The sequence below is a fragment of the Actinophytocola algeriensis genome, assembly GCF_014203735.1.
In the GTDB taxonomy this organism is placed as follows: domain Bacteria; phylum Actinomycetota; class Actinomycetes; order Mycobacteriales; family Pseudonocardiaceae; genus Actinophytocola; species Actinophytocola algeriensis.
Window position 1 is genome coordinate 343,234 of the sequence record NZ_JACHJQ010000006.1, and the last position, 12,090, is coordinate 355,323.

12 protein-coding genes are annotated in these 12,090 nt (G+C 69.9%); 6 read left to right on the forward strand and 6 right to left on the reverse strand.

Translation table 11 applies throughout. The features are described 5' to 3' along the window. Position 1 precedes the first annotated feature (1 nt). The gene (locus FHR82_RS28535) at positions 2-1,033 is read left to right on the forward strand and encodes an SPFH domain-containing protein (protein ID WP_184813651.1); all 1,032 of its coding nucleotides are present in this window, start codon (positions 2-4) and stop codon (positions 1,031-1,033) included. 426 nt (positions 1,034-1,459) lie between these two features. Here the strand turns inward: FHR82_RS28535 and FHR82_RS28540 are convergent, their stop codons facing one another. Continuing rightward, positions 1,460-2,581 (reverse strand): acyltransferase family protein, encoded by a 1,122-nt coding sequence (locus FHR82_RS28540; RefSeq protein WP_184813652.1) that lies wholly within the window; start codon positions 2,579-2,581, stop codon positions 1,460-1,462. Between the two features lie 88 nt (positions 2,582-2,669). Here FHR82_RS28540 and FHR82_RS28545 point away from each other — a divergent pair, with 88 nt between their 5' ends. Genes FHR82_RS28545 through FHR82_RS28560 form a run of 4 tightly spaced genes read left to right on the forward strand, consistent with a single transcriptional unit; the run spans position 2,670 to position 6,080 of the window. Beyond that, the gene (locus tag FHR82_RS28545) at positions 2,670-3,725 is read left to right on the forward strand and encodes a DUF1214 domain-containing protein (RefSeq protein WP_184813653.1); all 1,056 of its coding nucleotides are present in this window, start codon (positions 2,670-2,672) and stop codon (positions 3,723-3,725) included. Next, a complete protein-coding gene (locus FHR82_RS28550) occupies positions 3,722-4,849 on the forward strand; it encodes a sulfotransferase family protein (protein WP_184813654.1) in 1,128 nt (375 codons plus the stop codon). The genes FHR82_RS28545 and FHR82_RS28550 overlap by 4 nt, the downstream gene beginning before the upstream one ends. Next, positions 4,846-5,622 (forward strand): SDR family oxidoreductase, encoded by a 777-nt coding sequence (locus tag FHR82_RS28555; RefSeq protein ID WP_184813655.1) that lies wholly within the window; start codon positions 4,846-4,848, stop codon positions 5,620-5,622. Before FHR82_RS28550 ends, FHR82_RS28555 begins: the two co-directional genes overlap by 4 nt. After that, positions 5,619-6,080: an SRPBCC domain-containing protein gene (locus FHR82_RS28560; protein WP_184813656.1), complete on the forward strand. Its 462-nt coding sequence runs from the start codon at positions 5,619-5,621 to the stop codon at positions 6,078-6,080. The genes FHR82_RS28555 and FHR82_RS28560 overlap by 4 nt, the downstream gene beginning before the upstream one ends. On the opposite strand, the gene cysC is transcribed toward FHR82_RS28560, so the two are convergent. Then, the gene (cysC, locus tag FHR82_RS28565; RefSeq protein ID WP_184813657.1) at positions 6,057-7,856 is read right to left on the reverse strand and encodes an adenylyl-sulfate kinase; all 1,800 of its coding nucleotides are present in this window, start codon (positions 7,854-7,856) and stop codon (positions 6,057-6,059) included. The two genes, FHR82_RS28560 and cysC, sit on opposite strands and share 24 nt — an antisense overlap. Before the next feature lies 1 nt (position 7,857). After that, a complete protein-coding gene (gene cysD, locus FHR82_RS28570) occupies positions 7,858-8,754 on the reverse strand; it encodes a sulfate adenylyltransferase subunit CysD (protein WP_184813658.1) in 897 nt (298 codons plus the stop codon). 69 nt (positions 8,755-8,823) lie between these two features. Between cysD and FHR82_RS28575 the strand changes: the two genes are divergently transcribed. Beyond that, a complete protein-coding gene (locus tag FHR82_RS28575; RefSeq protein ID WP_184813659.1) occupies positions 8,824-9,441 on the forward strand; it encodes a TetR/AcrR family transcriptional regulator in 618 nt (205 codons plus the stop codon). A gap of 300 nt (positions 9,442-9,741) precedes the next feature. Here FHR82_RS28575 and FHR82_RS28580 read toward each other — a convergent pair whose 3' ends face one another. The 3 genes from FHR82_RS28580 to FHR82_RS28590 form a co-directional block, all read right to left on the reverse strand. Next, entirely contained in the window at positions 9,742-10,647 is a 906-nt protein-coding gene (locus tag FHR82_RS28580) for an MHYT domain-containing protein (protein WP_311771320.1), read from the reverse strand. 209 nt (positions 10,648-10,856) lie between these two features. Continuing rightward, positions 10,857-11,438 (reverse strand): hypothetical protein, encoded by a 582-nt coding sequence (locus FHR82_RS28585; RefSeq protein ID WP_184813660.1) that lies wholly within the window; start codon positions 11,436-11,438, stop codon positions 10,857-10,859. Beyond that, a complete protein-coding gene (locus FHR82_RS28590) occupies positions 11,431-12,027 on the reverse strand; it encodes a hypothetical protein (protein WP_184813661.1) in 597 nt (198 codons plus the stop codon). Before FHR82_RS28590 ends, FHR82_RS28585 begins: the two co-directional genes overlap by 8 nt. Positions 12,028-12,090 lie beyond the last annotated feature (63 nt).

A 12,090-nucleotide genomic window follows, 5' to 3' on the forward strand; every position in this document is an offset into this window, starting at 1 on the left:
CATGGAGATCTCCGCAGCACTCGTCGTGACCGTGCTAGTGGTCCTGTTGGTGGTGTTCACCGTCTTCCGCGCGATCCGCATCGTGCCGCAGGCCCGCGCACGCAACGTGGAACGGCTCGGCCGCTACACCAAGACGCTGCAACCGGGCCTGAACTTCGTCATCCCGTTCATCGACCGGGTGTACAACGCGATCGACCTCCGCGAGCAGGTCGTGTCGTTCCAGCCGCAGCCGGTCATCACCGAGGACAACCTGGTCGTCGAGATCGACACGGTGCTGTACTTCCAGGTCACCGATCCGCGCGCGGCCGCGTACGAGATCGCCAACTACCTGCAGGCGGTCGAGCAACTGACGGTCACCACGCTGCGCAACGTGGTCGGCTCGATGGACCTGGAGATGACGCTGACGTCCCGCGACACGATCAACAGCCAGCTGCGCGGCGTCCTCGACGACGCGACCGGCCGGTGGGGCATCCGCGTCAACCGGGTCGAGATCAAGGCGATCGACCCGCCGAAGACCATCAAGGACGCCATGGAGAAGCAGATGCGCGCCGAACGCGACAAGCGCGCCGCGATCCTCGGCGCGGAAGGCCAGCGACAGTCCCAGATCCTGACCGCGGAGGGCGACAAGCAGTCCGCCGTCCTGCGCGCCGAAGGCAACCGGACCGCCCGCATCCTCAAGGCGGAAGGCGAGGCGAAGGCGATCGACGCGGTGTTCCAGGCCGTGCACCGCAACGACCCGGACCCGAAGATGCTGGCGTACCAGTACCTCCAGACGCTGCCGCAGCTGGCACAGGGCCCCAACAACACGTTCTTCGTGATCCCGAGCGAGGTCACGTCCGCGCTGTCGGGGATCTCGAAGGCGTTCACCGAGACCCTGCCGAGGTCCCCGGCGACGCGCGACGTCACACCAGAAGCCGAACTGACCGCGGAAGCCGCCGCCGACGCGGCCCGAGCAGCCGACGCGGCGGCGGAAGCGGTAGCCGACGCAGCGGAAGCCCAGCCCACCCGCACCCCGGACGGCCGCACGCCCTGAAGACGCGTTCACAGCAAGCAATGCCACGAAGGGCCCCTTCGGGACACTCAACGTCCCAAAGGGGCCTTTCGTAACGCGCCCGATGCGATGAAGGACCCCTTCGTTGCGCTCACCGTGATGAAGGACCCCTTCGTAACGCCCGGTGTGACGAAGGACCCCTTCGTTGCGCTCACCGTCATGAAGGACCCCTTCGTCACGCCCGGCGCGATGAAGGGGCCCTTCATGACATCGGGCCACGCCCTGAAAGCGCCTTTCACGGCACGAAGGCCAACCGAGCACGCGGCGGAAGCCGACCGCCAAGGGGCTCCCTGCCATCCCAGAGACCTGCCCCTCCGGCGAGGAGCCCCCGGAGGGCACACCCGCCCGGCGAGGGCAGCCACAAGGAACCCGAGCGAAGACAACGCGAACGACGAAGACAACCGACGATCAGGACTCAACGGACCGAACCACCGGCGCGGTCCGCGTAACACGAGCGGTCAACAGGTTGCCCAGCCAGAAACTCGTCACAAGAGCGACAACCACCAACAACGGCCCCTTCACCTCCGCGGGCAACGCAAGCGGCCGCTGAGCGACGGCGAGCAGGAGCAACACCGGCCCCTGCACCACAAATGCGGGAAACGCACCACGGGCACACGCCGTCGCGAGCGGGCCGCTCCACGTGAAGTGCCGTTGCGCGAGGCCCAGTAGCCACACCGAACCGAACACCACCAGCACACCCTCGACCGCCGCGGTCAGCAAAGCCTGCCAGTGCCACCCGCCCAGGAACTCGTCGACGCCCGACGCGGCCTCGGTGACGCCCAGTGCGAGGGCGGCCACCGGCACCAGGAGCACCGTCGTCGCCGCGATCCGGCCGGACAGCCGGTACACGTGGTCGGGCAGCGCGCGGGCCCACCCGGACCGGGCGGCCGCGATGCCGAGCAGGAACATGCCGAGGCACTGGGGCCACTGCCACAGGTGCAGGTCACCCGGCTGACCGCTGCGGGCCGGGAACACCAGCCTGGTCACGAAACTGCCGACGGCGATACCCCCGGCCGCCAGCACCAGGAGGTACCCGCTCGGTACGCCAAACCGCAGCGGCCACAGCGCGTAGCCGACCGAGTAGATGAACAGCACCAGCGCGAACCACAGCGCGCCGGAGTCGAGCAGCGGGGAGCGTTGCCCGACGAGCGCCCACGGTGTCACGTCGTGGCCTGCCGCGCGGTAGGCGAGCCACACCGACAGCGGCCACACCACCAGCGCCGACACCGCCCACGGCACACCGAGGCGCACCAGCCGGTCCAGCGCGAACGCGCGGCGGCCCTTCCGCGCCGAGGACTCGGGTGTGAACAGGCCGGACACGAAGAAGAACGCGCCGATCACGAACAGGCCGGACGGCCCGATCAGCACGGTGAGCGCCAGTTCGGACCCCGCGGTGAAGGTGGTCTCGTTGACCTCGTCGTAGGCCCAGCCGCCCACCGCCGTGTAGCCCATCAGGGCGTGTGCCCCGATCACCCACGCAACCATCAGCGTGCGCAGGTTGTCCACCTGGGACAGCCGCTGCCCGGTCATGTCTCCCAGAGTAGGCCACCACAATTTCGAACGTTGTCCAGAATGGGTCGACTCTGGTAGAACGTGTTCTAGATCCAGGGAGGTGCGCATGGCCGACGCGCAGGTCTGGGCCGAGTTCTGCCAGGCGTTGGAACGAGCGGGCGAGGTGGTCCTGCGGGACCGGGCACCGGCGACGCCCCTCGACCGGGCCGAGGGCTACCGGTACCTCACCCGCCTCGTGCGCGAGATGCTGTACTCGACGGTCGAGAACGCCGATCCCGACTTCCCGCGCCTGCACGAGCTGGACCGCGTCAAGATCGGCGCCGACAACCCGGACAACGTGTACCTGTCGGCGAACATCCGCGGCGACCGCACGTACCGGATCACCGGCACCCGCGGCACGATCGCCTACTTCTCGATCGGCTCGAAGGCCAACCGGTACGCCAAGGACGGCACGATGGCCTCCACCGGCGAGCTGTCCGACGCCGACCTCGTGGTCGAGCCCGACGGCACCGTCGAGATCATCGCGAGCGCCACCCCGCACGACAAGAACTGGTTGCCGTTGGCCCCCGACTCGACGAGTCTCGTGGTGCGCCAGACCTACCTCGACCGCACCACCGAGGTACCCGGCCGGTGGCGGATCGAGTGCGTCGGCGGGCGCGCCGAGCCCCGCGACCTGTCCCCCGAGTTCCTCACCAAGGCACTGCGCAGGGCGGCGCTGTCCGTGCACGGCACCGCGGCCACCTTCGCGCACTGGACCGAGCTGTTCATGACCCGCCCCAACGAACTGCCGGACTTCGGCCAGGAGATGTTCCAGCGCGCGGGCGGTGACCCCGAGATCTTCTACCTGCACGGCTACTGGACGCTCGAACCCGGCCAGGCGTGGGTGATCGAGACCGAGGTCCCCGACTGCCCGTACTGGAACTTCCAGCTGAGCAACTGGTGGATGGAGTCCCTGGACAACGACCGGCGGATCACCGTCAACAAGCACACCGCCACCCTCGACGACGGCCGCCTCACGATCGTCGTCGCGCCCCGGGACCCCGGCTGGGGCAACTGGATCGACACGTCCGGCCACACCAGCGGCACCGCGCTGCTGCGCTGGCTCGGCGCCGACCACCACCCGATCCCGGACTGCCGCGTCATCGACCTGGAGGCGACATGATCACCGTCGACGACCTGCTCGCCACCGCGAAGGACAAGACCGGGCTCACCGACTACGGCGACGAGTGGTTCACCGAGCCGCTGACCGTGCTGGTCCGCGCGCTGAACGACGAGGCCCGCCTCTCGGAGCTGGGACTCACGCTCACCCGCCGCCGCCTCACCGCCCTGCTCGCGGACCGGCTGCGGCTGCGTCAGCTGCACAAGGACCACCCCGAGGTGCGGGACGAACAGGTGACGGTCGCCGCCGAGATCTGCGGCCTCCCGCGCACCGGTTCGACGCTGCTGCACCGGCTCCTCGCCGCCTCCCGGCACGTCACGTCGACCCTGTCGTGGGAGACGTCCTACCCGCTGCCCTTCCCCGGCGAGGGCCCCGACGCGGCCGAACGCAAGAAACGCGCGCAGGACCGCGCGGCGCTGTTCCTCCGGATGTCACCCGAGTTCGGCGACATCCACACCATCGAGTGGGACGGGCCGGAGGAGGACGTCATCCTGCTCGACCGCACGTTCACCTCGATGAGCTTCGACTCCTTCTACTGGGTGCCCTCGTACGGGACGTGGCTGCGCGCCGCCGACCAGGGCCCCGCCTACCGGGAGCTGCGGGAGTGGCTGCAGGTGCTGCAGTGGCAGGACCCGGCACGCGAAGGTCTGCCGTGGGTGCTGAAGTCGCCGCACCACCTCACCGCCGTGCCGACCGTCCTCGCCGAGTTCCCCGGCTGCAAGATCGTCATGACGCACCGCTCACCCGCCGCGGCCGTGCCGTCGTACGCCTCGATGGTCACCACGATGACCGGCCAGTACAGCGACGAGGCCGACCCCGTCGCCATCGGCCGGTACTGGTCGGACCGGTTCGCGACCACGTTGCGTCAGTTCACCGAGACCCGCCGCGAGCAGCAGGACCGGTTCGTGGACGTGCGGTTCGCCGACGTGGTGGCCGACCCGGTCGCGGCGGCGGAACGGGTCACGGCCGAGCTGGGGCTGCCCGCCGACCGCGCCGCGTTCACCGCGTACGTGGCCCGCGACCGCGAGCAGCGGCACGGCAAGCACACCTACACGGCGGCGGACTTCGGGCTGACAGAAGAAGGACTGGCGCGCGACTTCGCGTTCTACGAGGAGGTCACCTCATGATCCTGGACGGCGAGGTCGTCATCGTGTCGGGTGTCGGCGCGGGACTGGGCGCGAAGCTCGCGGCCCGCGCGGCCGCGGAAGGTGCGAAGGTCGTGATGGCCGCCCGGTCGACGCAGGTGATGGACCAGGTGGCGAAGGAGGTCGCGGCGGCGGGCGGCGAGGCCGTCGGCGTACCGTGCGACGTCCGGAAACCCGAGGACGTGGAACGCGTCGCCGGCACCGCGGTCGAGCGGTACGGCCGGGTGACGGGCCTGGTGAACTCGGCGTACTCGCACCCCGGCTTCCACGATCTCCTCGCCACACCGGACAAGCAGCTGCGCCGCTCGGTGGACATCATCCTGCACGGCGCGCTCGCGATGACCCGCGCGGTGGTGCCGCACATGACCGGCGGCGGCTCGATCGTCAACGTGGGCACCATGTCGACCCGCAAGCCGATGCGCGGCGAGGGCGGCTACGCGGTGGCGAAGGCGGCCATGGGGTGCGCGTCGCAGTACCTGGCGCTGGAACTGGGCGCGCAGGGCATCCGCGTCAACCAGGCGGTACTGGGCTGGCTGGACGGCCCGGGAGTGCGGTTCTACCTGACGATGACCGCCCAACAGCGCGGGATCACCGAACAGGACGTGTACGACGAGATCGCCGCCCGCAACCCACTGGGCCGCATCCCGACCGACGAGGCGTGCGCGGGCGCGATCCTGTACCTGTTGTCCCGGTACGCGTCCGAGGTGACGGGCGCCGTGCTGGACGTCAACGGCGGGGAGCACATGCCGGTATGAGCCACGTGATCACCTCGGTCAAGGTGGAGATCGCCGCACCTGCGGCGTTCGTGTGGGACGTGCTGACCGACTTCGCCAACTATCCACAGTGGAACCCGTACACGGTGGCGGTGGCGACGACACTGGAGATCGGCACGCCGATCGACCTGACGCTGCCGAACCCCGACGGCTCGGACGGCACGTTCGTGAACCGCGAGTGGGTGCGGGTCGTGGACCCGCCGCACCACCTGCGCTACGACACGGCCGACGAGATGCCCGGCATCTTCGCGGTGCGGGACCAGTGGCTCACCGAGCTGGGCCCGGACCGCTGCGCGTACCACACCACCGACGCGATCAGCGGCAGGTACGCGGACCAGGTCATGGAGTTGACCGGCGCGTGGGTGCAGGCGGGCTTCGACTCGGTGGCCGACGCGCTCAAGGCCCGCGCCGAAGCCCTACACCACGCCCATCTGTCCTAACCGCACCAGCACCGCGTCCGCTGCCTCCGCCGCGGTCAACGTCGTCGTGTCCAGGCGCAGCTCCGGGTGCTCCGGCGGCTCGTACGGCGAGTCGATGCCGGTGAAGTTCGGCAGCTCTCCCCTGCGCGCCTTGGCGTACAGGCCTTTCGGATCCCGTTGTTCCGCGACCACGAGTGGCGTGTCCACGAACACCTCGCAGAACTCGTCCCCCGCCACGATCCCGCGCGCCAGCTCGCGTTCCGCGCGGAACGGCGAGATGAACGACACCAGCACGACCAACCCGGCCTCGACCATCAGGCCGGCGACCTCCGCCACCCGGCGAATGTTCTCCACCCGATCGGCGTCGGTGAACCCGAGATCGGCGTTCAGCCCGTGCCGCACGTTGTCGCCGTCGAGCAGGAACGTGTGCCTGCCCGCCGCATACAGCCGCTGCTCCACCTGGTCCGCGATGGTCGACTTGCCGGCCCCCGACAACCCGGTGAACCACACGACGCAGCCGCGGTGCCCGTTCAGGTCGGCCCGCATCCGCCTGGTCACCGACATCGCCTGCCACCGCACGTTCGCCGCGCGCCGCAACGGGAACCGCACGAGCCCGGCGCCGACCGTCGCGTTCGTCAGCCGGTCGATCACGATGAAGCCGCCGAGGTCCCGGTTGGCGCGGTAGGGATCCAGCACCACCGGCTGGTCGAAGTGGACGTTCCCGACGCCGATCTCGTTGAGGTGCAACGTCCGTGCCGCCAGCCGCGCGCCGGTGTCGACGTCCACGCGGTGCTTCGGCGGGTCCACCGTGAGCCCGACGGTCCGCGCACCCACCTTCGCGAGGTACCGCCTGCCGGGCAGCAACTCCTGCTCCGACAACCAGATCAGGTCCGCCTGCGCCGCGTCCGCCACGCCCGGCGGGTCGGCGGCGGCGAGCACCGCACCGCGGGACACGTCGACGTCGTCGGCCAGCACGACCGTCACCGACTGCCCGGCCTCCGCCTCCTCGAGGTCGCCGTCGAAGGTCATCAGCCGCGCGACCGCGCTCTGCGCGTTCCCCGGCAGCACCCGCACCTCGTCACCGACGCGCACCGTCCCGCCGACCACGAGTCCCGACGCGCCGCGGAAGTCGGGCCCGGGCCGGTTCACCCACCGCACGATCATCCGGAACGGCCCGGAGCCCGCCTCGACCGGCACGGTCTCCAGCCACTCCAGCAGCGTCGGCCCGTCGTACCAGGGTGTCCGTGCCGCGCGGTGGACCACGTTGGACCCGTCGAGCGCCGCGGTGGGCACGCAGGTCACCTCGTCGATGCCGAGGCCGGCCGCGAACTCGCGGTACTCGTCGGCGATCGCGGTGAACCGGGCCCGGTCGAAGTCAACCAGGTCCATCTTGTTCACCGCGAGCACCACCCGCCGGATGCCCAGCAGCGCGACGACGTGGCTGTGCCTGCGGGTCTGGCGCAGCAGCCCGGCACGCGCGTCGGACAGCAGCACCGCGGCGTCCGAGGTGGACGCGCCGGTCACCATGTTCCGCGTGTACTGCTCGTGGCCCGGCGTGTCGGCGACGATGAAACTCCGTGCCGCGGTGGCGAAGTAGCGGTACGCGACGTCGATCGTGATGCCCTGCTCGCGTTCGGCGAGCAGGCCGTCGGTGAGCGAAGCGAAGTCCAGCCCGGACTCGGTGAGCGCGGCGACCTGGTCGCTGTACAGGGTGTGCGTGTCGTAGAGGAGGCGGCCGATCAGCGTGCTCTTGCCGTCGTCGACGCTGCCGCAGGTCAGGAACCGCAGGAGATCCATCTCAGAAGTAACCTTCCCGCTTCTTGCGCTCCATCGACCCGGACTGGTCTCGGTCGATCACCCGGCCCTGCCGTTCCGAGGTCACCGCGGCCTCGGTCTCGGCGACGATCTCCGCCACGGTCGCCGCCGTGCTCTCGACCGCGCCGGTCAGCGGGTAGCAGCCCAGCGTCCGGAACCGCACCGTCCGGAGCGCCGGCTCCTCACCCGGCCCCAGTGGCATGCGGTCGTCATCCACCATGATCAGCGCGCCGTCCCGCTCGACGACCGGTCGCGGCGCCGCGAAGTACAGCGGCACCACGGGAATCCGCTCGCGTTCGACGTACCGCCACACGTCCAGCTCGGTCCAGTTCGACAGCGGGAACACCCGGATGCTCTCGCCCGGCGCGGTGCGCGCGTTGTACAGCCGCCACAGCTCCGGCCGCTGCGCGCGTGGCTCCCACCGGTGGTCGGCCGTGCGGAACGAGAACACGCGTTCCTTGGCCCGCACCGGTTCCTCGTCGCGGCGCGCACCGCCGAACGCGAGGTCGAACCGGTGCTTCTCGAGCGCCTGCCGGAGCCCCTGGGTCTTCCACATGTCCGTGTGCGTCGCGGAGCCGTGGTCGAACGGGTTGATGCCGAGCGCCAGGCACTCCGGGTTGCGGTGGACGATCAGCTCCAGGCCCAGCTCGTCGGCGGTGCGGTCGCGGAAGGCGATCATCTCGCGGAACTTCCAGGTGGTGTCCACGTGCAGCAGCGGGAACGGCGGCTTCGACGGGTGGAACGCCTTGCGCGCGAGGTGCAGCAGGGTCGAGGAGTCCTTGCCGATCGAGTACAGCAGGACCGGGCGCTCGCTCTCGGCGACCGCCTCGCGCAGGATGTCGATGCTCTCCGCCTCGAGCCGGTCGAGATGGGTCAGCATGACTCGATGATAGGGCCATTTTGAACGTTGTCCAGAAGTGAATTGGACAACGTTCGATATGCTGTGGGCGTGGACAGCACCGAACCAACCGCATGGGGTGACGCCGAGGGCCGCCGACGCGACATCCTGCGCTCCGCGGAGAAGCTGCTCGCCGACTCCGGCTACGCCGCGCTGACCATGCGCGCGATCGCCGTCGGCGCCGGCGTCAGTTCCGGCACCGTGTACCAGTACTTCGACGGCAAGGAGGACGTGTTCGTCGCGCTCATGTCGGCCCGGCTGGCGGACATGACGACCACGCTCGACGAGCTGGACCCCGGCGTCGGGATCACCGGGGTGCTGTCCGCGATCCTGCCGCAGGTGCGCGAGCTATGGCGGCTGTTCGGGCGGTCCGCGCAGCAGTGGGAGTCGAAGGTGCTCGCGGGCGGACCGAAGGGCAAGCGGGCCGTCACGTCGGCGACGGTGTTCCGCCGCATGGCGCGCGCACTGGAGAAGGCGCTACGCACGGCGGCCGCCGCGCAGGGAGTCGCGCTGGTCGACCACCCCGCGATGGCCTACTGGGTCTGGGACTCGCTGATCGGCGTCGCCGACGACCTCGTGCACGGCGGTTCGCTGCAGGCACGGGTGTCGGCAGGCCGCCTCGTCGAGTTCGCGACCGAGGCGATCGAGCGCGGCATCGTGGCGCGTTAGTGCTGTGTCCACTTACGTTGGCCGGGGTGGGTTCGTGGTTTGGTCCTCACCGGACGTCCTCGCCGGACGGGCTTTGCCTCCGGCGGGTTTGCCTCCGGCGGCTCCTCGCCGGAGGGGCAGGTCTCTGGGATGGCTCCCCGGGTTGGCATCTTCGGTGGCTTGGCATGGGTCGGTCTGCCTGCCATCCCGTTGTGCCGTGAAAGGCGCTTTCACAGCACACCAACCCCGTCCCGGTACGGCGATCATCGTCGGCTTGGCCGGACCCGGCGGAGGGCCCGGCGGAGGGCCGTGGACACAGCGCTAGCGGCGGCGGTCGTCCTCCTGGCCCGGCGAGTACCGCGCGGCGAGCTGGCCGAAGCCACGCAACCCCGGCCCCATCTCGGGTTCGGCCATCGGCCGGTCCCGCAACGGTGACGGCGCGGCCGACGACCGCGGGACCTCGCGCGCCACCTCTTCGCTCTCCGACCACGTGGACGCCATCAGCACGGCGTAGATCGGCACGGCGAGGGCGATGACCGACAGCACGAAGACCGGGAACAGGAAGGTGAACACTTCGGCACCCTCAGGTGCCGGTGCCGTGTCGCTCATGGTCACCTCGACCGCGGCCATGCCGGTGTAGTGCATGCCGGTCACCGCGAGACCCATCACGAGACCGGCGAGCACGCGCAGCCCGGGGTGCTCGATCAGGACGGTGAACCAGAAGGCGGCGGTGGCGGCGACGACCGCGATGCCGATCGACAACCACACGGCGGCCGGGTCGTAGGTGATCGTGCCCCGCACCCGCACGGCCCACATGCCCGTGTAGTGCATGAGGTTGACGGCCAGGCCGGTGATCAGTCCGCCGAGCAGCAGCCGCCACAGCGAGAAGCGGGTGCGGACGCCGAACACCAGCAACCCGAGGAAGACCGCGGAGATCGACAGGACCGCGGAGATCGCGGTGCGGCCGATGTCGTAGCGCACGGGGCTGCCCGGCGTGTCGAAGCCGAGCATCGCGATGAAGTGCATGAGCCAGATGCCGACACCGCCGATGGACACAGCGGCGAGGACGAGCCAGCCGAGGCGCGGCCGGTCCTCGTCACCCGCGCGTCGCGCCTGCAGCGTGCACGCGAGCCCCACGACGCAACCGACGACCGAGACGAGGTAGGCGAAGAAAGGCAGCCACGAGCCCATGGCGAAGTGATGGACGTGGCCGATGGCAACGGACACAGCGGGGTTCCCCATTTCGAGCTTGGAGCGCATCCCCGACCAGCGCCCGAGTCGCACGCGGAACGACCCTGTCCGCGCACCGAACGTGGATGGAAGTCCACTTTGTTCGGGATGTCAAGAAAGGTGTTGTCCCATAAGCAAAGCGTGACGCCGGTTGATCTGCATGTTGCAGATGGCAACCGGCGTCACGCGAATTACGGAACCCTGTTTCAGGTCGTGGGCAACAGACGGTCGACGAACGAGCGGTACTCCCGCATGGCCAGCCGCAGGTGCTCGGTGTCGGTGTGGCCCCGCCACTCACCGGCGAGCCGCTGCCGGTGCTCGGTGATGGTCCGAACCACCTCGTCGACCACGCCGTCGGCCTCGCGCATGGCCCGCTCCGGGTCGTCGACGAAGTCCGCCTGCAGCTCGCGCCACCGGTCACGGAAACGGGCCACGGCGTCACCGGTGAACAGCTCGGTGTCGTGCCCCGGCGTGGTCTCACGGTCGCGCACGGTGTCGTTGTCGTGCACGGCGTCGTTGTCGAGCACAGTGTCGTTGCCGGGCACGGTGTCCTTGTCGCGCACCATGTCGGTGTCGCGCACCGTGTCAGTGTCCCGCACTCTGTCGTCCGGCGTCATGTCGTGTGCCGGCGCCGTCTCCTGTGCCGGGAACTGTCCGGGTCTGGTGTCCTTGCCGGGTTCGAGGCCGGCCTCGTCGACGGGAAGTGGTTCCGCCGCAAGGGGTTCTCGCGCCTGCACGTTGTCGTTCTCGCGCCGGGCCACGTTGTCGTGGCGTTCGACGTCATGCATGGTGGGCCTCCCGGTCCTGACGGTGGTGGTCGATCTCGGGCGCCCGCTGCTCGGGTACCGCGTCGGCGGGCCCGACCAGTTCGCGGAAGATCTCCCGGTAGTGCACCAGCGCGGTGCGCAGTTCTTCGGTGTCCGCCTGGCCGTCGCGGCCGCGGATCTCGTGCGCGGACCGGTAGCCGTCCACGACACCGGCGTGTTCGACGGACAGGTCGGCGGCCTGCTGGTCGAAGCCCTCCATCGGGTAGCCGCGCTCGCGCATCACGGTGTGCACCAGGTCCTCGGCACCGGCGACGGCCTCACGCGGCGCGTCGACGAAGCGCTCCTGGACCCGCGTCCACTGCTCGACGTAGTGCGCACGTGCCGTGTCCGCCAGCGGACGCAGCGACAGCTTCGCGTGCCTCTTCTCCCGTTCTGCCAGCTCACGCTCGGCGACGCGCCGGTTCTCGGCGGTCTCGAGTCGGTGGTCGTACTCCGGTCCGAACCGGTTGCGCAGCCTGCGGCTGCGAGCCTGTCCGCCCAAGAACCACCCTGCCGCGAACAACACCGCGAGCAGGACGACCACCAGGATGACAATGGCTGCGGTCGACATCACGCGCTCCTTCCTGGGACTACGGGAGGGTGGCCCGCGGGCCTGATCAGGAAACGGCACGAC